This is a genomic window from Streptomyces sp. N35 (assembly GCF_016464295.1).
Classification (GTDB): Bacteria; Actinomycetota; Actinomycetes; order Streptomycetales; family Streptomycetaceae; genus Streptomyces.
The window spans coordinates 82,617-104,817 of the sequence record NZ_JAEIMH010000012.1; the positions used below are offsets into that span (position 1 = coordinate 82,617).

Genomic DNA, 22,201 nt, shown 5'->3' on the forward strand with positions numbered 1-22,201 from the left:
CCCTCCGCGCGGGGGGGCCCCCCCCCCGGGGGCCCCCCCCCAGCCCCCGGGCGGGAGAGGAGTCCCGGCCGGGGCTCAGTGCTTCAGCGGTGCGTGTCAGTTGCGTGTGCGGGCCCGCAGTCGCGGTGCCAGGCGTACGGCCGCGAGGCCGGCTGCGGCGAGCAGGATGCCGATGCCGGCGAGGAGGCCGATGCCGGTGGCGCCGGTGAGGGCGAGGCCGCCGTCGTCGTCCGAACCCGGGCCGCTCGTACCGGAGTTGTCCGAACCGGGGCCGTCATCGCCGCCGGAACCTGCGCCTTCCGAGGGGCTCGGCGACGGAGAGGGCTGCCCGTTCTTGGCGAGCACCTCGACCTTGAAGGTGGCCGTCACGTTCTTGTAGTGCGCCACGACGGTGTACTCACCCGTGCCCTTGCCGGCGATCAGCTTCGGCGAGGTGGCGGTGCCCATGTCGGAGGTCGCCTCGACGATGCGCTTGCCGTCCTCGAAGGCGGGTGCGTCCGCGTCCTGGCTCTCGACGCGGAACTCGACCTTGTCCCGGTTCACCTTGCCACCGTGCTGCGTCACCATGGCGACGAGCGGTTCGGCGAACTCCTTGCCGGCCTCGGCCTGCTGGCCGCCGCCCGAGACGGCCTCGACCTTGATGCCGTCGGTCGGGTCCTTCTTGACGTGGCGGGTGAACTCGACGGACTTGCCGTTGTTGGTCTCGGCGACGACCTTGATGGTGCCCTCGCCGTTGCCCGTCAGGTCTTCGACCCGGGCCCGTCCCTGTGCGTCCGTCTTCACGATCTGCTTGCGGTCCGAGTGGTCTTCGAACCACCCCTGGCCGGGCTTCACGATGGTGAAGGTCACGCTCTCGCCCGGTACCGGACGGCCGTCCTTGGTGCGGGCGGAGACGACCAGGGGCTCGCCCCGGTCGTAGATGCCCACGGTCTGGTTGTCGCCGGACTCCTTGCTCAGGGTGTCGACGACGGGCTTGTTCGCGTCGTGCCACTGCAGGACCACGCGGCCGCGGCCGCCGGGGGAGATGCCGCCGGCGCCGTCGGCGATGCCGGATTCCCCGGGGGGGTTGTACGGGGGGGCATCCACGGGGGAGTTGTACGGGGAGCCATCCCAGAAGGGGTCGTCCTTGCGCGGGGGGTAGGACCCGTCGCTCTCCACCATCTCCACGTCGATGACCCTGGAGTCGTCGGCGTAGCTGGACCCGCCTCCGCCGCTGCCCTGGTAGAAGCGCGCCTTCTCGCCGCCTCCGCCGCCACCGGCCCAGCCGGCGCCGCCACCGCCACCGCCGGTGTTCGGGGCGGCATCGCCGCCTGCGCCACCGTCCTTGGCGTCGGCCCCTGCGGTGCCGTTTCCGGCTTCGCCCGTCCCGCCCGCGCCGCCCTTGTCGCCCTTCGCTCCCTTGCCGCCGAGGTCCCCCTCGGAGGCGTCCTTGCCGTTCTCGGCCCCGCCGTCGCCGGCGATGCCACCGTCGATGTCGAGGCCGTAGAAGCTGCCGCCACCGCCACCGGCCGCGATCACCAGCGGATCGCCGCCGGCCGTACGGAGCGAGGAGCTCGAACCGCCGGAGTTGCCACTGCGGTGCTGCGCGGCGTCGTATCCGCCCTTGCCGCCGAGCGCGTCACCGAAGCGGCCGTGTTCCGAGCCGGCGACCCGTACGGTCAGCTTCTCGCCCGGAGTGACCTTCACCGTGCCGGAGACGAACGCGCCGTCGCCACCGACGGTCATCGAGTCGCCGCCGCCACCCTGACCCCACGCCCGCACTTCGAGCCTGGTGATCCCGGCGGGGACCACGAAGTCCTCCTTGGCACCGGTTGATTCGAAGATCCGGCACTCGTTGAAGGCGGCCGTGGGCATGCATTCCGGCGCCGGAATCGCGGCGGCCGGGGCGCTGCCGCCCGCTGCAAGCCCCGCCAGGGTCAACGCGGCCACGGCGACGCCACTGGCGCCTCTGCGCAGCACGGAACTACCTCTGTTCACAGAACCCCTCCACTGCCCCAGGTCCCCCCCGGGGCTCATCTCCGTCGGCCCTCGAGCGTCATGCGGCGCGGGATCCCCCGATCCCGGCGGCGCGCGGTGCTACCGCGGCCGCAGTGCCCGGCATGAGCATGGCCGTAACGAGAAGACACTACCGTCACAATCGCCACAGGGGCACTCAAAAACCGAACGTGAAGTCGAGTGCGGTGAGGGCGGGTTCAGGGGTTCTGCACAGCCGCCGAAGCCTGGGCCTCGCCGCGGCGGTGGATCTGCTGGAAGGCCAGACCCGCGATGTCGTCGCCCGCCGTGAAGACCTTCTTGTCCTTCTTCGTGACGTCCTTGCCGCTGGTGAAGCCGCCGACCGTGAAATAGGCGTAGCGGCCGTACGAGTTGGTGGTCGAGCGGCAGATCGTGGTGTTGCAGAAGGCCGGGACACCCTTGCCCGAGAGGGACTTGACCGTGCCCTTCTTGTAGGCGTCCTTGACCTTGGTGGCCTGCTTCTCCGTGTCGAAGACCGCGACGCCGACCGTGATGGCCACGCCGTCCTTCTCGTACGTGGCGCGCAGCACCTTGGTGCAGCCGTTGGACTTGAGCAGGGCGCCGAGCGGGCCGTTGGTGACCGAGTCGCACGCCTTGGTCTCGGCGGTGGCGCCCTTCTTGTAGACCGCGCCGCCCTTGGTGAACTTGGCACCCGGGAACAGACCGGCCGCGCTCAGCGGCGCCTTGTCCTTGTCCGCGCTGGAGATGTAGTCCTTCGGGTCCGGCGGCGGGGGCGGCTTGGTCTCGGCGAAGGTCGGCTGCTGCGAGGCCGTGGAGCCCGGGACCGAGGCGGACGGCGGGACATTGGCGGACTTGTTGTCGTCCGAACCGTTGGCGGAGACCACGGCGACCGCGACGACGGCCGCCACGGCCACCGTGGCGAGCGCACCGCCGCCGACCATCAGGAGCCTGCGGCGCTTCGCGCGGGACTCCGATGCCTCGGCGAGCGCGGCCCAGTCGGGCGTCTGCCCGCCGGGCGCACCCGGCATGGGCGGCATGCCCGGCTGCGTGCCCCAGTGCGACTGGGGCTGCTGAGGCTGCTGCTGACCACCGGAACCCCACGGGGGTCCCCCCTGCCCAAAGCTCATGGGGCGCATCTTAGGCCGAAACGGTGACACCGGGTGCGGGCGTTATACGGGGGTGGGCAGCGCGTTATGCGGGGGTGATGCAGGGGCGTCGGCCTAGGTTGATTGCCATGAAACGCGTAGATTCAGGGCGATTTGAGGTTCTTCGCTGGCTGGAACGGCCCGCCTCCCGTGCCATGTGGTGCGCGCTGGCCGTGGTGCTTGCCGCCGGCGTCGTACGGGTCGGGCTGCAGTCGTCCGACGGCGGGATGGACAACGCGATCGTCGTCAAGGCCGCGCGGACCTGGCTCGACGGCGGATCCCCGTACGACGATCCGCACTTTCTGTATCTGCCGAGCGCTGTCCTCGCGGCTGTCCCGGAGATGCTGCTTCCCCTCTGGCTGCTGCGGTTCGCCGCGCCGGCGTTCGTCACCGGAGCGCTGCTCGCCGGATGGGTCTGCGCCCTGCGGCTGTACGGGGTCGGGCTGCGCAGCCGGTACGCGGCGCTCGGCCCGCTCGCCCTGGCGCTCGGGTTCGCGCCGTTCGGGCATCTGATCGTGCTCGCCAACTGGACGGTCGTCGCGGCCGCCGTCCTGTCGGCCGCGCTGCTGCTCGCGCACCGGGGGCACTGGACGTCGGCGGGGGTCGTGATCGGTGCGGCCATCGCGTTCAAGCCGCTGCTCGTGCCCGTGCTCCTGCTCTTTCTCTTCGCCCGGCGGTGGCGCGCGCTGACGGTCGCGGTGCTCGTGCCGGCCGCGGCCTCGGGGCTCGCCGCCCTGACGATGCCCGACCCGGCCGGGTTCTTCACGCGGACCCTGCCCTTCCTCTTCAAAGGGGACGACAGCTTCGTACGGCTCTACGAGGCCTCGCCCGCCGCCGTGCTGCCCCGGCTCGGGGTGCCGCAGGGAGCGGCCACCCTGTTCGCGCTGACCTGTGCGGCGGCGGGAGTGTGGTGCGCCTGGCGGCGCTGGGGGCGCGGGGACGTGACGAGTCCGGCGCGGCTCGGGGAGAGCGCCGTGATGGTGATGCTCGCCGCGTTTCTGGTCTCGCGGCCCTCGTACGACCACTACCTCCTCGTCGTCGTACCGCTGCTGCTCGCCGGGGCCGGACAGGAGGGGGCGCCGGTGCGGATGGCCGGTTTCTGGGTGGCGATGGTGCCGCAGGTGCCGGGATTCGGGTGGCCGTTCCTCGAAGCTCCGGCCGGCGTGCGGCGGGCGTTCAAGGACGCGTTCACGCTGTGTGCGCTCGCGGTGACGGTGGGGCTGTGCTGTGTGCGGCGGGGCTCCGTGGCCCTCCCGCACACCAGGCGAGCCCGTACTCTGGAGTCGGCAGAGCCTGCGGGCGAGCGCGCGTTTTGACCCGAACGGGTAAGCGCGGGTATTCTGCCAGTTCGTTATGCGTATTGGCTTGGTCGTTCTCACGCGATGGGCCCATACGTAAGTTCCCTGGAGCAGTTACCAGTGGCTCGCATACGGGTATCGCCCGGCGACTGTGAGCCCCAGCTGCATGATCGCTTCAGAGGATTCGTGTGTCTGGAACCCATCCACTGAAGAAGCGAAGGCTACGAAGTGCGTACGTACAGCCCTAAGCCCGGCGATATCACTCGCCAGTGGCACGTGATCGACGCCCAGGACATCGTCCTCGGCCGTCTCGCGAGCACCGCCGCCAGCATCCTGCGCGGCAAGCACAAGCCGATCTACGCGCCGCACGTTGACACCGGTGACTTCGTCATCATCATCAACGCCGACAAGGTGCACCTGTCCGGCAACAAGAAGACCCAGAAGATGGCGTACCGCCACTCCGGCTACCCGGGTGGTCTCCGCTCCGTCCGCTACGACGAGCTTCTGGACAAGAACCCCGAGAAGGCCATCGAGAAGGCCGTCAAGGGCATGCTCCCCAAGAACACCCTGGGCCGTCAGATGCTCTCGAAGCTGAAGGTCTACTCGGGCGACCAGCACCCCCACGCTGCCCAGCAGCCGGTGCCGTTCGAGATCACCCAGGTCGCGCAGTAGTTCCGGCCACCCCCTAAGACGTAAAGAAATCTGAGGAGCATCGTGGCCGAGACCACCGCCGAGCAGCCGATCGAAGACATCGAGGCTGAGGCGCCCGAGCAGTACACCACCGAGTCCGAGGCGCCCGTCGAGGGCGAGTACACCTCCGAGTCGAACGCCGCGCGCTTCGGCGACCCGCAGCCGGCCGCCGGCCTGGGTCGTCGCAAGAACGCCATCGCCCGCGTCCGGATCGTCCCGGGCACCGGCAAGTGGAAGGTCAACGGGCGTACGCTCGAGGACTACTTCCCGAACAAGGTCCACCAGCAGGAAGTCAACGAGCCCTTCAAGGTGCTCGAGCTGGAAGGCCGTTACGACGTCATCGCCCGCATCTCGGGTGGCGGCGTCTCGGGTCAGGCCGGCGCCCTGCGCCTCGGCGTGGCCCGTGCCCTGAACGAGGCCGACGTGGACAACAACCGCGGCGCGCTGAAGAAGGCCGGCTACCTCCGCCGCGACGACCGTGCGGTCGAGCGCAAGAAGGCCGGTCTCAAGAAGGCCCGTAAGGCTCCGCAGTACAGCAAGCGTTAATCGCTGGCTGCACTGCTCGGCAGAGCATCTGCCACACGTTCGCCCCGGCGGCACGCTGAGTGCTGCCGGGGCGTTCGTTTTATTAACGGGCATGGGCGTATAACGACATAAAGCGCTCAGCTGTATTCATTGAGTTTCATTGGCTTGCAGGCTCGGTGCTCTACAGAGCGGAACCGGGCACTCGAGAAGTTCAGGTAGTTCGGAGGACATCTAGTGGGACGACTCTTCGGCACCGATGGCGTGCGCGGTGAGGCCAACGCGGATCTGACGGCCGAGCTCGCGCTCGGACTCTCCGTCGCTGCGGCCCATGTCCTGGGGGAGGCGGGCTCGTTCGAGGGGCATCGCGCGGTGGCGGTCGTCGGGCGGGACCCGCGCGCTTCCGGTGAATTCCTCGAGGCGGCCGTCGTCGCGGGTCTGGCGAGCGCGGGCGTGGACGTGCTGCGCGTGGGTGTGCTGCCGACCCCCGCGGTCGCGTATCTCACCGGCGCCCTTGGCGCCGATCTCGGCGTCATGCTGTCCGCCAGCCACAACGCGATGCCGGACAACGGCATCAAGTTCTTCGCGCGCGGCGGCCACAAGCTCGCCGACGAGCTCGAGGACCGTATCGAGACCGTCTACGAGCAGCACCGTACCGGTGACCCCTGGCAGCGCCCGACCGGCGCCGGAGTGGGCCGCATCAAGTCGTACGACGAAGGCTTCGACCAGTACGTCGCGCACCTGATCGGTGTGCTGCCGAACCGGCTCGACGGCCTGAAGATCGTCCTCGACGAGGCGCACGGCGCGGCCGCCCGGGTCTCGCCCGAGGCCTTCGCGCGGGCCGGCGCCGAGATCGTCACGATCGGTGCCGAGCCGAACGGGCTCAACATCAACGACGGTTGCGGCTCCACCCACCTCGGTCTGCTCAAGGCCGCGGTCGTCGAGCACGGCGCGGACCTCGGCATTGCGCACGACGGCGACGCGGACCGCTGCCTCGCGGTCGACCACGAGGGCAACGAGATCGACGGCGACCAGATCCTCGCCGTTCTCGCGCTCGCCCTGCGCGAGCGCGGGCAGCTGCGCGAGAACACCGTGGTCGCGACCGTGATGTCCAACCTCGGCTTCAAGCTCGCCATGGAGCGCGAAGGCGTCGGATTCGTCCAGACCGGGGTCGGTGACCGCTACGTCCTGGAGTCGATGAAGGAGCACGGATACGCGCTCGGTGGCGAGCAGTCCGGCCATGTCATCGTCCTCGACCACGCGACGACCGGCGACGGCACGCTGACCGGTCTGCTGCTCGCCGCGCGCGTCGCCCAGACGGGCCGCTCGCTCAAGGAGCTCGCGGGGGTCATGGAGCGGCTGCCGCAGATCCTGATCAATGTGCCGGACGTCGACAAGTCCCGCGTCACCACCTCGGCCGAACTGGCCGCCGCGGTGACGGACGGCGAGCGCGGACTGGGCGCCACCCGCCGGGGGTTGCTGCGTTCCTCGCGCGCCGGGCCGCCGGTGCGCGTGATGGTCGAGGCCGCCGATATCGACCAGGCGCGGTCGGTGGCCGGGCGGCTCGCCGATGTGGTGAAGTCCGCGCTCGGCTAGGCGAATTGCGTTCTGCGGACTGTGGGCCGGCCGTCCTTCGGGGCGGGCGGCCCGCGCGGTTTCGCGGCCCGGGCCTTCAGGGGCGGACGGGGCCGGTGGCGCGCCCCCGAGGACCTCTGGGGCCGGGGGGGGGGATGATGCCGAGCAGGTTGAGCAGCAACTGCTCGGTGGGGCGCCAGGCTTGTACGTACTCGGTGAAGCTGAAGGCCACCGCCGCGTTCGCCGCGGCCGGCACCGTGGTCACCGAGATCGCCACGCCCACGAGGGCGCCCGACTTCGCCGAGGTCAGCGAGAGGGTGCCGGCGGCGCCCGCCAGGACGGCCACGATGAAGGAGAACCAGTCCGGCGCGTAGATGAACGAGGTGTTCGGCCGGTCCGCGTCGAGCTGCTGCAGCGAGAAGAGATCCACCGCGGTCATGAACAGGCTGAAGCCGAACGTCACCACCATGGCGAAGGCGAAGCCCGCGAGCAGCGCGATCAGGGAACGTGCCGCGAGTCTGGGCGTCTTCTGCACCAGGGCCGTGCAGAACCCGGCCAGTGGCCCGAACTCCGGACCCACCGCCATCGCGCCCACGATCAGGATCGCGTTGTCGAGCACCACACCGCAGGCCGCGATCATCGTGGCCAGGGTGATGAAGGCGAGGTAGGTGACCGAGAGCGTCGACTCCTCGTGCGTCGCCTCGGTCAGCTGCTCCCAGAGCACCGCGTCCGAACCCTCGCCCGGTGCCTCGTGCTCGGCCTTGTCGGCGCGCTTGGAGAGCGACAGGTCGATGTTGCCGATGGCGATCGAGCCGCATTCGTCGATGCCCAGCTCCCGTAGCCCGCCGACCAGTTCATCGCCGGCCTCGCGCGCCACGTCGCAGAGCACGATGTCGCCCCGGGGGTTGCGGGCCGCACCGCTGAGCACCGCGAGATGCGTGGTGCCCACTGTTTTCTCGATCAGCTGGACCACTTCGTCCGTACGGTCGGACGGCGTGATCAGGCGTACGTGCAGCATGTCGGCACCTTAGCGCCGGACCGGCGCGTGGCACACCGAGCGGTCAGGGCATGGAGCGCAACGACCGGGCCAGGCCGTCCGGTTTGTCACTGCGGTCGATGACCCGGGACAGGGCGAGACGGACGGCGGCGGTGGCCTCGTCGCCGAGCTCGGCCGACAGCTGCTTCTCGAACTCCTGCTGGAAAGCGACCCCGCTCTCCATGAGCGCACGGCAGCGCTCGGTGCGCACAAGCCGCTTGACCCTGCCGTCGGCGGGATCGGGTACGCGTTCCACGTATCCGGCCCCGACCATGTCGTCCACCAGCTTCGCCGCGCCCTGGTGGGTGATCTCCAGCCTGGTGGCCAGCTCACGGATGGTCAGGGGCTCGGCGGCGATCAGCTTGAACGCGTAGCCGAAGGCGGGCCGCAGGGCGGTGAAGCCTTCTGTGGCCAGGTGGTCGTGGAGCTCGGTGACCACCTGTTGGTAGGCGAGCCCGAGCAGGAGGCCGAGGGGGGCGTCGTCGCGGTCCATGTCGCTTTATCTTTCCAGGGGTTGACGACCTTCAAGCAAGCTTGTACAACTTTAGTTGTACAACTACTGGAGAGGAAATCTTCTTGCCGATCATCCAAGCATCTTCCGCCCCGACGTTCGACCTCCCCAACGCCACTTTCACAGGCCTGGCCGCACCGAGCCGGGGCGCCAAGGAGACCTGTGTCTGGAAGACCCGGGTGCACCCGGGCGCCGCGCCGGCCCCGCACTCCTTCGATCACGAAGAGGTCCTGGTCGCGATCGCGGGCTCGGCCGTCGCCGTGCTCGACGGAGTGGAGCACCCGGTGACCGTGGGGGACGCGATCATCGTGCCCGCCGGCGTCGAGTTCGGTCTGGGCAATCCGCACGACGAGCCCTTCGAGGCCGTGGTCGCGCTGCCGGTCGGCGCGCTGGCCTTCATGAACGGGAAGTCCCTGGTCCCGCCGCCCGCTCAGTGACGCGCCGGCGCCTCAGAGCTTGCGCAGCCGCAGCCGCTGCACCTTGTGGTCCGGGCCCTTGCGCAGTACCAGGGTGGCGCGGGCCCGGGTGGGGGCCACGTTCTGGGTGAGGTTGGGGAGGTTGATGGACTGCCACATGCGACGGGCGTACGCCATCGCCTCGTCCTCCGGGACCAGGGTGTGGCGGTGGAAGTACGAGTCCGGGTTCTGGAAGGCCGTCGCGCGCAGCTTGCGGAAGCGGCTGAGGTACCAGGCCTCGATGTCCTCGGGCTTGGCGTCCACGTACACGCTGAAGTCGAAGTAGTCCGCGAGGCCGACCCGGGTGCGGCCGTCCTTGCCGGGCAGGGCGGGCTGCAGGACGTTCAGGCCCTCGACGATCAGGATGTCGGGGCGCCGGACCGTCAGGCGCTCGCCGGGGACGATGTCGTACTTCAGATGCGAGTAGACGGGCGCGGTGACCTCGTCCTTGCCGGCCTTGATGTCCGCGACGAAACGGGTGAGCGCCCTGCGGTCGTACGACTCGGGGAAGCCCTTCCTCGACATCAGACCGCGGGCCTCCATCTCCTTCATGGGCCACAGGAAGCCGTCGGTGGTGACCAGTTCGACCCGCGGGTGCTCGGGCCAGCGCGCGAGCAGCGCCTGGAGCAGACGGGCGACCGTGGACTTGCCGACGGCGACCGACCCGGCGACTCCTATGACGAAGGGGGTGCCGTGCTGGGTGCCGTGCCCGTCGCCCGTGTCGAGGAAGGTGTTGAGCGCGCCGCGCAGGGTGTCGGTGGCGCCGACGTACAGATTGAGCAGCCGGGACAGCGGCAGATAGACGTCGCGTACCTCGTCCAGGTCGATCACGTCGCCGAGTCCGCGCAGCTTCTCGACCTCCGCGGCGGTCAGCGGGAGCGGCGTCTTGTCGCGCAGCGCGCTCCACTCCGACCTGGTCAGGTCCACGTACGGGGTGGGCTCCGAGCGGCGGTGAGTGCCCGGCGGCGGCGAGGTGATCACAGAGTCATTGTTGCGGCTCCATGAACGGCGTGTGGCGTGGGGTGCGTCACGCGGGTGCGCGCGCCGCCGTCACTCGCCTTCGGCGATCCGGTCCCGTGCTTCCTCGACCAGGCTCAGGTACTCGGCCTCTTCGCAGCCGGGCATGGTGCCCATCTCGTACAGGTCGAGAGCGTCGTCGAGGTCCTCGCCCAGGTCCTCGTCGGGCAGGGCGTCGAGGGCCAGCTCGCTGTGGACCCGGCCGGTGAAGTCGGCTGCCGTGCGCGCAGTGGACCGCCTGCGGGCGAAAAGACGTCTGCGTATCGGCACCATGCCCCCCAGCACAGGAACCGGTGCCCGGCTCGGGCCCGGTTCCGGGGAACGTAACCGCTGGGGGAGCGACGGTCCAGACCTGTGCGTCAGGGATCTGCCCCGTAGGCTGCCGCCATGCGCGCACCACAGCCGGGACGGGCCGGATGATCATCGGAGTCGGGATCGATGTGGCCGAGGTCGACCGCTTCCGTGCCTCCCTCGAGCGCACTCCGTCGCTGGCGCAGCGGCTCTTCCTGGAGAGCGAGTTGTATCTGCCGAGCGGCGAGCAGCGCGGCTTCGCCTCCCTCGCCGCCCGTTTCGCGGCCAAGGAGGCGCTGGCCAAGGCGCTCGGGGCGCCGGCGGGGCTGCACTGGACCGATGCCGAGGTGTACGTCGAGGAGAGCGGGCAGCCGCGCCTTCGCGTGACCGGCACCGTGGAGCGCCGGGCGGCCGAGCTCGGGGTGCGCGGCTGGCATGTGTCCCTGAGCCACGACGCGGGCATCGCGTCCGCCGTGGTGATCGCGGAAGGGTGATCTTCCCGTGCGTACTGCTCACAGCGTCGAGACCGTGCGCGCCGCCGAGCGCGCGCTGATGGCACAGCTGCCCGAGGGGGCGCTGATGCAGCGGGCCGCCGCGGGGCTCGCGGCCGCCTGCGCCGATCTGCTCGGGCGGGTGTACGGCTCCCGGGTCGTGCTCCTCGTCGGCAGCGGCGACAACGGGGGCGACGCGCTCTACGCCGGCGCCCGCCTCGCACGGCGCGGCGCAGGGGTCACGGCGGTGCTGCTCGCGCCGGAACGTACGCATGAGGGCGGGCTCGCGGCGGTGCGTGCCGCCGGGGCACGGGTCGTCGCCGCCACTGACGCCGGGCCGGTGATCGCCCGGGCCGATCTCGTCATGGACGGCATCGTAGGCATCGGCGGCAAGGGCGGCCTGCGGCCGGACGCGGCTCGACTCGCTTCTCTCGTACGGGAATCAGGCGCCGCGGTCGTCGCCGTCGACCTGCCCAGCGGGGTCGGGGCCGACACCGGAGAGGTGGCCGGGGACGCGGTGCGGGCGGATGTGACGGTCACGTTCGGGACGTACAAGCCGGGGCTCCTGATCGATCCGGCGCGGTCGTACGCGGGGGCGGTGCGGCTTGTCGACATCGGGCTCTCGCTGCCTTCGGCGTCCTTGCCTTCGGTGTCCTCGGGGTCTTCGGCGCCCTCGGGGCCCGAGCTCGAGGCGCTGCAGTACGCGGATGTGGCGGCGCTGCTGCCTTCGCCGACGGCGTCCAGCGACAAGTACCGGCGGGGTGTGGTCGGGATCGCGGCCGGGTCGGCCACTTACCCGGGCGCGGCGGTACTCGCCGTCGCGGGCGCGCTGCGGGGCGGTGCGGGAGCCGTGCGCTATGTGGGCCCCGCCGCCGACGCGGTCCTCGCCCGCTTCCCCGAGACGCTGGTGCACACCGGGCCGCCGTCCGCGGCCGGGCGCGTCCAGGCCTGGGTCGTGGGGCCCGGGATCGGGGACGACGCGGCGCGGGTGGCGGATGTGCTGGCCCAGGACGTGCCGGTGCTCGTCGATGCGGACGGGCTGCGGCTCGCGGATCCCGCGGTGCTGCGGGCGCGGACGGCGCCCACCGTGCTGACTCCGCATGCGGGGGAGGCGGCGGCGCTCCTCGGGGTGACGCGGGAGTCCGTGGAGTCGGCGCGGCTTTCGTCCGTACGGCGCCTTGCCTCGGAGTTCTCCGCGACCGTGCTGCTCAAGGGGTCGACCACGCTGGTCGCGCCCCCGGGCGGAGGGCCGGTCCGGGTCAACCCGACGGGGACGGCGTGGCTGGCCACGGCCGGGAGCGGGGATGTGCTGTCGGGGCTGTCCGGGGCGCTGCTTTCGGCGGGGCTCTCCGGGGTGGATGCCGCCTCGGTGGGGGCGTATCTGCATGGGCTTGCGGGGCGGGTGGCGGCGGCGGGTGCGCCGGCATCGGCGCAGGATGTGGCGGCGGCGATTCCTTCGGTTTGGCGGGATGTGCGGGGCTGAGGCTGAGGGTTGTGCGTCGGGTGCGGGTGGGTGGGTGGCGCCTGCGGCGGGCTTTCCGCCCCGCCCCGCCCCTTCCCGAAACCCGCGGGCTCCGCCCCCCGACCCCCGTATCCCAACCTCGTTCGGATCTGCTCCAGCGCTGGAGGGGCTGGAAGATGAAAGATGTCCTCAAGCGCCGACGGGATGGGTGTGCCTTCGCCTGATTGTTCGCGTTTGGTCGTTTCCTGAGGGCATGATTCACCGCACCGCACGCCGTACGACCCGTCTCACCGTCGCCGCCGTACTCGCCCTCGCGGCCCTCGCCACCCCCGCCGTCGCGGCCGATCCAGGCCCCCCGCCCGTGCCCGCCCCCCAGCAGGAGCTGGTCCCGGGTGTGGCGCTCACTCCGTATCACCGGTGGCAGTTGGACACTCCCGATCAGGGTATGGCGCCGTTCGTCTACGAGCCGAGTGCCGCCGAGGACTCCGTCGAGCCGATGGAGCCGCCCGTCGAGCTCGACGCGCTGATCGAGTACGTGCCGCCGAGCGAGGTCGTCCGTGGTGCCGCGGCGCCCTTCTGCAGCAAGCGGACCGGTCCGCATCAGCGCCGGGTCGAGGCGTGGCTGAAGCTCAAGGTGGACGGCAAGCAGTCGGCCAAGGACTGCGCGGCGATCCGCACGTTCCAGCGGAAGCAGGGGATCCGGCCCGATATCGGCTTCGCCGGGCCGGTGACCTGGGCCCGGATGCGCTGGCTGAGTGCCGTACGCGATCCGAAGGCGCTGCAGAAGTGCCCGGCGCGCGCGTACCGGATCGCCTGTGTGGACCTCGCGCGGCAGCTGATGTGGGTGCAGAAGGGCGGGAAGGTGACCTTCGGGCCCGTGGCCGTGCGCAGCGGCAAGAGGTCGACGCCGACGCGCACCGGCTGGCACAAGGTGTTCTGGAAGCACAAGAACCACTACTCGACGCTGTTCCGGACCCCCATGCCGTACAGCCAGTTCTTCAGCGGTGGGCAGGCCTTTCATGCCGTCTACAGCAGTGTCTACAGCACGTCGGGCTCCCCGGGCTGCGTGAACCTGAGCTACCGGGACGCCAAGCGGCTGTGGAACAAGCTGTACAAGGGGGACCGCGTGTACGTGTGGGGCCGCAGGCCGTGACCGTTGCCCGGCACGCTTCGGCAGCCGAGACCGTCGTACGGCTCTGAGACACTGGGGCGCGATGACTGAGACACCTGTGCGCGTCCGCGCCGAGATCGATCTGGCCGCTCTGCGGGCCAATGTGCGGGCGCTGCGTGCCCGCGCGCCCCGCGCCGCGTTCATGGCCGTGGTGAAGGCGGACGCGTACGGGCACGGAATGGTGCCCTGCGCCAAGGCCGCGCTGCAGGCCGGCGCGACCTGGCTGGGCACCGCCACCCCCCAGGAGGCGCTCGCGCTGCGCGCGGCGGGCATCGGCGTCGACGACGCCCGCGTCATGTGCTGGTTGTGGACGCCCGGCGGCCCCTGGCGCGCGGCCGTCGAGGCCGACGTCGACCTCGGTGTCAGCGGCATGTGGGCGCTGCGCGAGCTGACCGCGGCGGCCCGCCAGGCAGGGCGCACGGCACGGGTGCAGCTGAAGATCGACACCGGACTCGGGCGGAACGGCTGTATGCCCGCCGACTGGCCCGAGCTGGTCGAGGCCTGTCTGAAGGCCGAGGCCGAAGGCACGGTCAAGGTCACCGGCATCTGGTCGCACTACGCGTGCGCGGACGAGCCCGGGCACCCCTCGATCGCCCTGCAGTCCGCCGAGTTCGCCGCCGCGGTGCGCCATGCCGAGGAGGCCGGCCTCACCCCCGAGGTCCGCCACATCGCCAACTCCCCGGGCACGCTGACCCTGCCCGAGTCGCACTACGACCTCGTACGTCCCGGCATCGCCATGTACGGGATCTCACCGAGCCCCGAGGTCGGCACGCCCGAGGACTTCGGTCTGCGTCCGGTGATGACGCTCACCGCGTCGCTCGCCCTGGTGAAGCGCGTTCCCGCGGGTCTCGGCGTCAGTTACGGGCATCACTACGTCACACCCGAGCCCACCACGCTCGGCCTCGTCCCCGTCGGCTACGGCGACGGATTGCCCCGGCACGCCTCCCGGACCGGTCCGGTCCTCGTCGGCGGCAAGGTGCGGGCGGCCGCCGGGCGGGTCGCCATGGACCCGGTCGTGGTCGATCTGCACGGGGACGAGCCCGCGGCCGGCGACGAGGCGGTGCTGTTCGGACCGGGCGACCGGGGCGAGCCGACCGCCGAGGACTGGGCGCGGGCGGCGGGCACCATCGGGTACGAGATCGTCACGCGCATCGGAACACGCGTTCCCCGCGTCTACGTGAACGAGTGACAGGCCGGGCGTGACCGTATGGCCGGTCCGGTGTACTCGTAGGGCTCGTGAACGTCGTAACGCAGGAGGCAGGAGCGGCACGTGAGTGACACAGGCACCCAGATCGCCCGGGCCGCCGAGGAGGCGGCCGGCGGCGGGTGGGGCAGGGCGGGCATCGCGGGCGCCGCGGTAGGGGGGGTCGCCGCGGGGGCGGGCGCCGGGGGCGCGGTCGAGCGGCTCACCGTCGGACGCGGCATGCGCAAGAAGGCCCGCCTCGCCCTCGACTCCGCCGGTCCCTACGGCTCGCTGCGCGGGCTGCCCGGCAAGGCGCGGGCCGAGGACGGCACGGTCCTCTACTACGAGGTCGACGAGGTCGAACCGGACAGTGCGAAGGGCCGTCGCGGCCGACGCCTCTTCGGCCGCAAGGCCCCCGCTCCCGTCACCGTCGTCTTCTCGCACGGCTACTGCCTCAGCCAGGACTCCTGGCACTTCCAGCGCGCGGCCCTGCGCGGCGTCGTGCGCACCGTCTACTGGGACCAGCGCAGCCACGGCCGCTCCGAGCGCGGCAAGGCCCAGACCGAGCGCCAGGAGCCGGTCACCATCGACCAGTTGGGCCGCGACCTCAAGACGGTCGTCGACGAGGCCGCGCCCGAGGGCCCGCTCGTCCTGGTCGGCCACTCCATGGGCGGCATGACCGTGATGGCGCTCGCCGACCAGTTCCCCGAGCTGATCCGCGACCGGGTCGTGGGCGCCGCGTTCGTCGGCACGTCCTCCGGGCGGCTCGGCGAGGTCAACTACGGTCTGCCGGTCGCGGGCATGAACGCCGTACGCCGGGTCCTGCCCGGAGTCCTCAAGGCGCTCGGCTCGCGCGTCGAACTGGTCGAGCGCGCCCGAGGGGCCACCGCGGACCTGTTCGCGGGCATCATCAAGCGCTACTCGTTCGCGTCCCGCGAGGTGGACCCGGCGGTCGCGCGCTTTGCCGAACGTCTCATCGAGTCGACACCCATCGACGTGGTCGCGGAGTTCTATCCGGCCTTCGGCGATCACGACAAGCAGGACGCCCTACGGCACTTCGCGGACCGACCCGTCCTGGTTCTCGCCGGCGACAAGGACCTGGTCACACCCAGCGAGCACAGCGAGTCGATCGCCGACGAGCTGCCCGATGCCGAGCTGGTGATCGTGCCGGACGCCGGGCATCTGGTGATGCTCGAGCACCCGGAGCTGGTGACGGACCGTCTCGCCGATCTCCTGGCGCGTGCGGGGGTGGCCGCTCCGGCCGCTAACGTGGTTGCTCATGGAAGCACCGCACAACCCGGCAAATAGTGTCCGTATCATCATCAACTCCCCCGAGCAGATGGGCGAGTTGGGTCAGCGCCTCGCCAAGATCCTGCGCGCCGGCGACCTCGTGATGCTCAACGGTGAGCTCGGCGCCGGCAAGACCACCCTCACCCGCGGCCTCGGCGCGGGCCTCGGCGTCCGTGGCGCGGTCACCTCGCCGACGTTCGTCATCGCCCGCGTCCACCCCTCGCTCGGCGACGGGCCGCCGCTGGTCCACGTGGACGCGTACCGCCTGGGTGGCGGGCTCGACGAGATGGAGGACCTCGACCTCGATGTCTCGCTGCCCGAGTCCGTGATCGTCGTGGAGTGGGGCGAGGGCAAGGTCGAGGAGCTCACGGACGACCGGCTGCACGTGGTGATCCACCGGGAGGAGGGCGACGCCGCTTCGGACGTGCGGACGGTGACGCTGAACGGGCTGGGGGAGCGCTGGGGCGGGGTGGACCTGGAGGCGCTCGCGGCGTGAGAACACCCGCGTGGCGACAGTTTCCGACAAGCCGTCGGGAAGATATTGCGTACCGGCTCGCCCCGTGGTCACATGGAGACCGAGACTTGGTTAGGGATACCTAACCGCGCCCTGCACTCGGGAGGCACCATGTCGGCCCCGGAACGTGAGACACCCAAGGTGCAGCCGTCGATGAGCGAGCTGCTCGCGTCCTGTGCCGCGGCCACCGCGGTCTCCACGCCGCCGGTGTTCCCCGAGCGCGTACAGGTCGAGGCGGAACGGACTCAGGCGGCGCCGCATCGCGACGCCGCCTGACACTCCGTACCGCTGCGTGGCCCTACTGGACCACGATCACGCTCGTCCCCACCGTCGCGAACTCCCACATCGCGAGCCCGTCCGCACGCGACTCCCGGATGCCGCCGGTCTTCCTCGACGGGTCGGGCTCGGGCGTCGAGCCGTCCTTGGCCGCGCTGAATCCGATCGTCACGCCGTCGTTCGTCGCGAAGCGCACCACGTGCTCGATGGGCGTCCCGTCCGAGCCGGTGATCGACCCGGACCGCGTCGTCACCGCGTACTCGCCCGGCAGCGGATCGACCGTGCTCGGCGAGACCTTGAACGTGTGCTCGACCTTGTCGCCCTCACCCACGAGCCAGACGCGGTCGGAGCCCAGCGAGTACACGACCCGCTGGCCCTGGCCGGACAGTGTCGGCAGCGCGTCGGGCGTCGTCTTGCCCCCGGGCTTCTTGGAGGCGCTCGACGAGGGCGGGGTCTTGGGCTTGCTGAGGGTCTCCGGGGCGGAGGCGGACGCCTGGTACGCGAGGAAGCCGACCGCCGCGAGCGCCGCCGCGGTCAGCCCGGCCACGAATCCCGAGCTGCTGCGTGCCACGAGCTACCTCCACACCCTTCGTACATACGACTGGGTACGTCATATACGTACAGGGAGCGACGTTAGCAGCCGGGCCCTTCCCCGCCGGGGCGCCGTGCCCCGCCTTCGGGGGCCTGTGTCGGATGACCCGTCTGAGCTGCGGCGTCCGGCACGCACCCTCGGCGCACGGCGCCACAGGACAGGTGGCTCCGACACATGACCTGCGACGCCGCACACCGATGGCACGCACCGAACGCCGCCGCTCCCGCGCTTCGCGCGTATGACGGGTCACCCGACACAGGCCCCACGCCGTAGGCTGTTCGCGTGCTCTTGCTCGCTCTGGATACCGCCACCCCCGCCGTCACGGCCGCCCTGCACGACGGCCGCACCGTCCTCGCCGAGTCGGGCGGCGTCGACGCCCGCAGACACGGTGAGCTGCTGCTGCCGGCCGTCGACCGGGTGCTCGCCGAGGCGGGCGTGAAACTCGACGCCGTCACCGCGATCGTGGTGGGCACGGGCCCCGGCCCGTACACCGGACTGCGCGTCGGCCTGATGACGGCCATGACCTTCGGCTCGGCGCTCGGCATCCCCGTGCACGGACTGTGCACGCTCGACGGACTCGCGTACGCCTCGGGCCTCGAAGGCGAGTTCGTGGTCGCGACGGACGCGCGCCGCAAAGAGGTCTACTGGGCGCGCTACAACGGCAGTCGTACGAGGGTGACCGACCCGGCCGTCGACCGCCCCGCCGAGATCGCCGAGCAGGTCGCGGGCCTGCCCGCGGTCGGCGCGGGTGCCCTGCTCTACCCCGGGACGTTCCCGGACGCCCGCACCCCCGAGCACGTCAGCGCCGGTGCGCTGGCCGCGCTCGCCGCCGGGAAGCTCGCTGCGGGCGAGGAGCTGACCGAGCCGCGGCCGCTGTATCTGCGCCGCCCGGACGCCCAGGTCCCGAAGAACTACAAGGTGGTCACCCCCAAGTGACCCCGGTACTGCGCGAGATGCGCTGGTGGGACATCGAGCCGGTGCTCGAGCTGGAGAAGGAGCTGTTCCCCGACGACGCCTGGTCGCGGGGGATGTTCTGGTCCGAGCTCGCCCACGCGCGCGGCCCCGGCGCTTCCCGCCGCTATGTGACCGCCGTCGAGGGCGAGCGGATCGTCGGGTACGCGGGCCTCGCGGCCGTCGGCGGGCTCGGCGATGTGCAGACCATCGCCGTGGCCCGTGACCACCAGGGCACCGGCCTCGGCTCGGGGCTGCTCACCGATCTGCTGCGGCACGCCACCGCCTTCGAGTGCACCGAGGTGCTGCTCGAAGTGCGCGTCGACAACGCCCGCGCCCAGAAGCTCTACGAACGCTTCGGCTTCGAACCCATCGGCTTCCGGCGCGGCTACTACCAACCGGGCAATGTCGACGCCCTCGTGATGCGCCTGACCGATCCTTCGACAGCAACCGCAGACTTCGTACAAGGAACCGAGACCCATGGCTGACGAACCGCTCGTACTGGGCATCGAGACCAGCTGCGACGAGACCGGCGTCGGCATCGTGCGCGGCACCACCCTGCTCGCCGACGCCGTCGCCTCCAGCGTCGACGAGCACGCACGCTTCGGCGGTGTCGTGCCCGAGGGCGCCTCGCCGGCGCACCTCCAGGCGATGGTGCCGTCCATCCGGGGCGCCCTGCAGGACGCCGGTGTGTCGGCTCGCGACCTCGACGGCATCTCCGTGACGGCCGGGCCCGGTCTCGCGGGCGCGCTGCTCGTCGGCGTCTCGGCCGCGAAGGCGTACGCGTACGCGCTCGGCAAGCCGTTGTACGGCGTGAACCACCTCGCCTCGCACATCTGCGTCGACCAGCTGGAACACGGTCCGCTGCCCGAGCCGACGATGGCGCTGCTCGTCTCCGGCGGCCACTCCTCGCTGCTGCTGTCCTCGGACATCACCTCGGACGTACGGCCGCTCGGCGCGACGATCGACGACGCGGCCGGCGAGGCCTTCGACAAGATCGCCCGCGTGCTCAACCTCGGCTTCCCCGGCGGCCCGGTCATCGACCGGTACGCGAAGGAGGGCGACCCGAACGCGATCGCGTTCCCGCGCGGTCTCACGGGCCCGCGCGACCCCGCGTACGACTTCTCCTTCTCCGGCCTGAAGACCGCGGTCGCGCGCTGGATCGAGGCGAAGCGCAATGCGGGCGAGGACGTTCCCGTACGGGATGTGTCGGCGTCCTTCCAGGAGGCGGTCGTCGACGTGCTCACCCGCAAGGCCGTGCGGGCCTGCAAGGACGAGGGCGTGGAGCACCTGATGATCGGCGGCGGTGTGGCGGCCAACTCGCGGCTGCGCGCCCTGGCCCAGGAGCGCTGCGACAAGGCCGGCATCCAGCTGCGCGTCCCGCGCCCGAAGCTGTGCACCGACAACGGCGCGATGGTCGCGGCCCTCGGCGCAGAGATGGTCGCCCGGGGGCGCGCCGCCTCGGACTGGGACCTGTCGGCGGACTCCTCGCTCCCGGTCACGGAACCGCATGTGCCGGGCCACGCCCATACGCACGATCACGTGCACGAGGTGGCGAAGGACAACCTGTACTCCTGAACCCCGGCCGCGCCGCCCGCCTCAAGTGACAGGTATGGTTCCGCGCCGGGCGGCCACCCGTGACGTATGACGGCTGCTGTGCAGGACACCGGACAACTCGTCGAACGCGCCGACAAGTTCGTGGATTACACCGAGGTCGGCTGGATCGACATCATCCTGAACATCGCCGGGATCCTGGCGATCCTCGGGCTGCTGTCGTGGATCGTCTGGGGCGTGATGGAGCGCCGGCACGGCGTGCGCGGGGCCGCCCGGCGGATCGAGGAGAAGGGCAACACCACGCCGGGGCGCCGGATCAACACCCGCGTGATCCTCGCCGTGCTCTCGGTCGTGGGCTCCCTGGTGCTGCTCGGCTTCGGCATCGCGCTGAACGGCCGATCCGGAAGTCTCGGGGAGAACGCGGGTCTGATGCTGGTGGAGGCGGTGCTGTTCCTGGGGCTCTGGCTGTTCGCCGGAGTGTTCTGGCGGCCGCGCAAGTGGCGTGACGTACCGGAGGAGCCCGCGGGCGGCGCGGGAGAACGCGGTGGGAAAGAATCCTCGGAAAAGTCCGCCGAGGGTGTCGATTCCGCCGGATCCCGTTCGACACAAGGGTGAGAGGCAGGGGAGAAGCCCCCGTCACCGCAACCGAGGAGTCACCATGCCGCGCTACATGTCGCTGATCCGCGTCGACGAGAACAACAACCCCGGTGGTCCGAGCGAGGAGCTCATGGAGCGCATGGGCAAGCTCATGGAGGAGATGACCAAGGCGGGCGTGCTGCTCGACACCGCCGGTCTGCACCCGACCTCCGAGGGCAAGCGGGTCCTCTACAGCGGCGGCGAACTGTCCGTCACCGACGGCCCGTTCACCGAGACCAAGGAGGTCATCGGCGGGTACGCGGTCTTCCAGACCAAGGACGAGGCCGAGGCCCTGGAGTGGACCAAGCGCTTCCTCAAGGTCCACGAGGAAGAGTGGACGATCACCTGCGAGCTGCGCGAACTCGCCGAGGGCTGAGTCAGGCCGGGGGAGCGGGGTGGCCGACGAGCATCGTCGGCGCCCCCGCCACCCGCGTGAGGAACACGGTCGCGGAGTTCCGCCCCTGCAGCTTCATCTTCTTGCGCAGTTCCTCCGGCTCGACCGCGGAACCGCGCTTCTTGACCGTCAGGATCCCGACCTCGCGCTCGCGCAGCAGGGCCTTCAACTTCTTGACGTTGAAGGGGATGTGGTCGGTGATCTCGTACGGGGTCGCGTACGGGGTGCTGTGCAGTTCGTCGGACGTGACGTAGGCGATCATGGGGTCGATCAGTCCGCCCCCGACATCCTTCGCCACCTCGGCGACCAGATGCGCGCGGATGACGGCGCCGTCCGGCTCGTACAGAAAACGCCCCACCGGCCGCGGCTCGGGATCCGGCAGCATCGTCGCGCGCGCGGACCACAGCGAGGCCCCGGCCGGCAGCAGCGTCGCGCCGAACGCGCCGGGCCGCGTCCCGAACCACAGCACGGCCTCCTTCACGTCGCCGGAGTCCGAGATCCACTCCGCGTACACCTCGTCCGGGACGGCCTCGTGGGGAATGCCCGGCGCGATCTTCAGCGCGGCGTGCGGGGCTTTGCGGGCGGCTTCGATCGCCCAGGACAGGGGTGGTGAGTAGGCCTCGGGATCGAAGATCCGGCCCCGCCCGCCCCGGCGCGCGGGATCGACGAAGACCGCGTCGTACGAAGAGGTGTCGATCTCGGCGACGTCCGCCTCGCGCACCTCGATCAGCTCGTCGAGGCCCAGCGCCTCGGCGTTCGCGCGGGCGACCTCGCAGGTCAGCGGGTCGCGGTCGACCGCGAGCACCGAGATGCCCTCGCGGGCCAGGGCGATCGCGTCGCCGCCGATGCCGCAGCACAGATCGGCGAGGGAGCGCACCCCGAGGCCCTTGAACTCCCGTGCGCGGTACGCCGCGACGCTGGTCCGCGTCGCCTGCTCGACGCCGTTCGGGGTGAAGAACATCCGGGCCGCGTCCGCCCCGAACTTGGCCGCCGCGCGCTGCCGCAGCCGGGCCTGGGCCAGCGCGGCCGAGACCAGTCCGGGTGCGTGACCGCGGCGCAGGCGGGTGGCGAGGGCGAGTTCGTCGGCCGGGTCGTGGTCGTGCAGCTCGGCAAGGAGGGCGCGGCCCTCGTCGGTGAGCAGGGCACGGAAAGCGGCGGGGTCGTTCACCCCGC

Annotated in this window: 25 protein-coding genes; 17 read left to right on the forward strand and 8 right to left on the reverse strand. The window is 71.1% G+C overall.

The genetic code is table 11. The annotated features are described in order from the left end of the window. Positions 1–96: 96 nt before the first annotated feature. Both JAO81_RS09615 and JAO81_RS09620 read right to left on the reverse strand, forming a co-directional pair. Complete coding sequence (locus tag JAO81_RS09615) at positions 97–1,977, reverse strand: glycine-rich protein (protein WP_199547365.1); 1,881 nt, start codon at positions 1,975–1,977, stop codon at positions 97–99. A 215-nt stretch (positions 1,978–2,192) separates the two neighbouring features. Then, positions 2,193–3,101 carry a hypothetical protein gene (locus JAO81_RS09620; RefSeq protein WP_374194275.1) on the reverse strand — a complete coding sequence of 303 codons (909 nt, stop codon included), beginning with the start codon at positions 3,099–3,101 and terminating at the stop codon, positions 2,193–2,195. 107 nt (positions 3,102–3,208) lie between these two features. Here JAO81_RS09620 and JAO81_RS09625 point away from each other — a divergent pair, with 107 nt between their 5' ends. The 4 genes from JAO81_RS09625 (at position 3,209) to glmM (ending at position 7,225) form a co-directional block, all read left to right on the forward strand. Continuing rightward, positions 3,209–4,435 carry a glycosyltransferase family 87 protein gene (locus tag JAO81_RS09625; RefSeq protein ID WP_199547367.1) on the forward strand — a complete coding sequence of 409 codons (1,227 nt, stop codon included), beginning with the start codon at positions 3,209–3,211 and terminating at the stop codon, positions 4,433–4,435. A 210-nt stretch (positions 4,436–4,645) separates the two neighbouring features. Then, positions 4,646–5,089 carry a 50S ribosomal protein L13 gene (rplM, locus tag JAO81_RS09630; protein WP_165332376.1) on the forward strand — a complete coding sequence of 148 codons (444 nt, stop codon included), beginning with the start codon at positions 4,646–4,648 and terminating at the stop codon, positions 5,087–5,089. A gap of 42 nt (positions 5,090–5,131) precedes the next feature. Beyond that, positions 5,132–5,653: a 30S ribosomal protein S9 gene (gene rpsI, locus JAO81_RS09635; protein WP_165332377.1), complete on the forward strand. Its 522-nt coding sequence runs from the start codon at positions 5,132–5,134 to the stop codon at positions 5,651–5,653. A gap of 213 nt (positions 5,654–5,866) precedes the next feature. Next, positions 5,867–7,225 carry a phosphoglucosamine mutase gene (gene glmM / locus JAO81_RS09640; RefSeq protein WP_199547368.1) on the forward strand — a complete coding sequence of 453 codons (1,359 nt, stop codon included), beginning with the start codon at positions 5,867–5,869 and terminating at the stop codon, positions 7,223–7,225. Between the two features lie 76 nt (positions 7,226–7,301). Here the strand turns inward: glmM and JAO81_RS09645 are convergent, their stop codons facing one another. Both JAO81_RS09645 and JAO81_RS09650 read right to left on the reverse strand, forming a co-directional pair. After that, positions 7,302–8,222, reverse strand: coding sequence for a DUF389 domain-containing protein (locus tag JAO81_RS09645; RefSeq protein ID WP_199547369.1), 921 nt, complete (start codon positions 8,220–8,222; stop codon positions 7,302–7,304). Between the two features lie 43 nt (positions 8,223–8,265). Beyond that, complete coding sequence (locus tag JAO81_RS09650) at positions 8,266–8,733, reverse strand: MarR family winged helix-turn-helix transcriptional regulator (RefSeq protein WP_199547370.1); 468 nt, start codon at positions 8,731–8,733, stop codon at positions 8,266–8,268. 83 nt (positions 8,734–8,816) lie between these two features. Here JAO81_RS09650 and JAO81_RS09655 point away from each other — a divergent pair, with 83 nt between their 5' ends. Beyond that, positions 8,817–9,188 (forward strand): cupin domain-containing protein, encoded by a 372-nt coding sequence (locus JAO81_RS09655; protein WP_233415117.1) that lies wholly within the window; start codon positions 8,817–8,819, stop codon positions 9,186–9,188. A 12-nt stretch (positions 9,189–9,200) separates the two neighbouring features. On the opposite strand, the gene coaA is transcribed toward JAO81_RS09655, so the two are convergent. Together coaA and JAO81_RS09665 are read right to left on the reverse strand one after the other, a co-directional pair. Continuing rightward, the gene (gene coaA, locus JAO81_RS09660) at positions 9,201–10,187 is read right to left on the reverse strand and encodes a type I pantothenate kinase (RefSeq protein WP_199547371.1); all 987 of its coding nucleotides are present in this window, start codon (positions 10,185–10,187) and stop codon (positions 9,201–9,203) included. A gap of 69 nt (positions 10,188–10,256) precedes the next feature. Next, complete coding sequence (locus tag JAO81_RS09665) at positions 10,257–10,496, reverse strand: hypothetical protein (RefSeq protein ID WP_199547372.1); 240 nt, start codon at positions 10,494–10,496, stop codon at positions 10,257–10,259. 143 nt (positions 10,497–10,639) lie between these two features. Here JAO81_RS09665 and JAO81_RS09670 point away from each other — a divergent pair, with 143 nt between their 5' ends. The 7 genes from JAO81_RS09670 to JAO81_RS09700 all read left to right on the forward strand — a co-directional run bounded on the left by JAO81_RS09670 (position 10,640) and on the right by JAO81_RS09700 (position 16,901). After that, entirely contained in the window at positions 10,640–11,008 is a 369-nt protein-coding gene (locus tag JAO81_RS09670; protein WP_165332384.1) for a holo-ACP synthase, read from the forward strand. Positions 11,009–11,015: 7 nt separating this feature from the next. After that, complete coding sequence (locus JAO81_RS09675) at positions 11,016–12,488, forward strand: NAD(P)H-hydrate dehydratase (RefSeq protein ID WP_199547373.1); 1,473 nt, start codon at positions 11,016–11,018, stop codon at positions 12,486–12,488. 232 nt (positions 12,489–12,720) lie between these two features. Then, positions 12,721–13,620 (forward strand): L,D-transpeptidase family protein, encoded by a 900-nt coding sequence (locus JAO81_RS09680; RefSeq protein ID WP_199547374.1) that lies wholly within the window; start codon positions 12,721–12,723, stop codon positions 13,618–13,620. A 61-nt stretch (positions 13,621–13,681) separates the two neighbouring features. Continuing rightward, on the forward strand, positions 13,682–14,827 hold the full coding sequence (gene alr / locus JAO81_RS09685) for an alanine racemase (RefSeq protein ID WP_199547375.1): 1,146 nt from the start codon (positions 13,682–13,684) through the stop codon (positions 14,825–14,827). A gap of 81 nt (positions 14,828–14,908) precedes the next feature. Then, a complete protein-coding gene (locus JAO81_RS09690; protein ID WP_199547376.1) occupies positions 14,909–16,129 on the forward strand; it encodes an alpha/beta fold hydrolase in 1,221 nt (406 codons plus the stop codon). Then, the gene (tsaE, locus tag JAO81_RS09695) at positions 16,101–16,607 is read left to right on the forward strand and encodes a tRNA (adenosine(37)-N6)-threonylcarbamoyltransferase complex ATPase subunit type 1 TsaE (RefSeq protein ID WP_199547377.1); all 507 of its coding nucleotides are present in this window, start codon (positions 16,101–16,103) and stop codon (positions 16,605–16,607) included. Before JAO81_RS09690 ends, tsaE begins: the two co-directional genes overlap by 29 nt. Positions 16,608–16,736: 129 nt before the next feature. After that, the gene (locus JAO81_RS09700; RefSeq protein ID WP_199547378.1) at positions 16,737–16,901 is read left to right on the forward strand and encodes a hypothetical protein; all 165 of its coding nucleotides are present in this window, start codon (positions 16,737–16,739) and stop codon (positions 16,899–16,901) included. A 22-nt stretch (positions 16,902–16,923) separates the two neighbouring features. Here JAO81_RS09700 and JAO81_RS09705 read toward each other — a convergent pair whose 3' ends face one another. Continuing rightward, on the reverse strand, positions 16,924–17,472 hold the full coding sequence (locus tag JAO81_RS09705; RefSeq protein ID WP_199547379.1) for a hypothetical protein: 549 nt from the start codon (positions 17,470–17,472) through the stop codon (positions 16,924–16,926). A gap of 303 nt (positions 17,473–17,775) precedes the next feature. Between JAO81_RS09705 and tsaB the strand changes: the two genes are divergently transcribed. From tsaB to JAO81_RS09730, 5 genes are all read left to right on the forward strand, one after another. Then, on the forward strand, positions 17,776–18,429 hold the full coding sequence (gene tsaB, locus JAO81_RS09710; protein WP_199547380.1) for a tRNA (adenosine(37)-N6)-threonylcarbamoyltransferase complex dimerization subunit type 1 TsaB: 654 nt from the start codon (positions 17,776–17,778) through the stop codon (positions 18,427–18,429). Positions 18,430–18,446: 17 nt separating this feature from the next. After that, positions 18,447–18,932 (forward strand): ribosomal protein S18-alanine N-acetyltransferase, encoded by a 486-nt coding sequence (rimI, locus tag JAO81_RS09715; RefSeq protein ID WP_199547407.1) that lies wholly within the window; start codon positions 18,447–18,449, stop codon positions 18,930–18,932. Then, a complete protein-coding gene (gene tsaD / locus JAO81_RS09720; RefSeq protein WP_199547381.1) occupies positions 18,925–20,022 on the forward strand; it encodes a tRNA (adenosine(37)-N6)-threonylcarbamoyltransferase complex transferase subunit TsaD in 1,098 nt (365 codons plus the stop codon). Before rimI ends, tsaD begins: the two co-directional genes overlap by 8 nt. 66 nt (positions 20,023–20,088) lie before the next feature. Beyond that, entirely contained in the window at positions 20,089–20,613 is a 525-nt protein-coding gene (locus tag JAO81_RS09725) for a hypothetical protein (RefSeq protein ID WP_199547382.1), read from the forward strand. Positions 20,614–20,656: 43 nt separating this feature from the next. Further along, a complete protein-coding gene (locus JAO81_RS09730; protein ID WP_199547383.1) occupies positions 20,657–21,010 on the forward strand; it encodes a YciI family protein in 354 nt (117 codons plus the stop codon). 1 nt (position 21,011) lies between these two features. Here JAO81_RS09730 and JAO81_RS09735 read toward each other — a convergent pair whose 3' ends face one another. Continuing rightward, entirely contained in the window at positions 21,012–22,196 is a 1,185-nt protein-coding gene (locus JAO81_RS09735; RefSeq protein WP_199547384.1) for a methyltransferase domain-containing protein, read from the reverse strand. Positions 22,197–22,201: the final 5 nt, after the last annotated feature.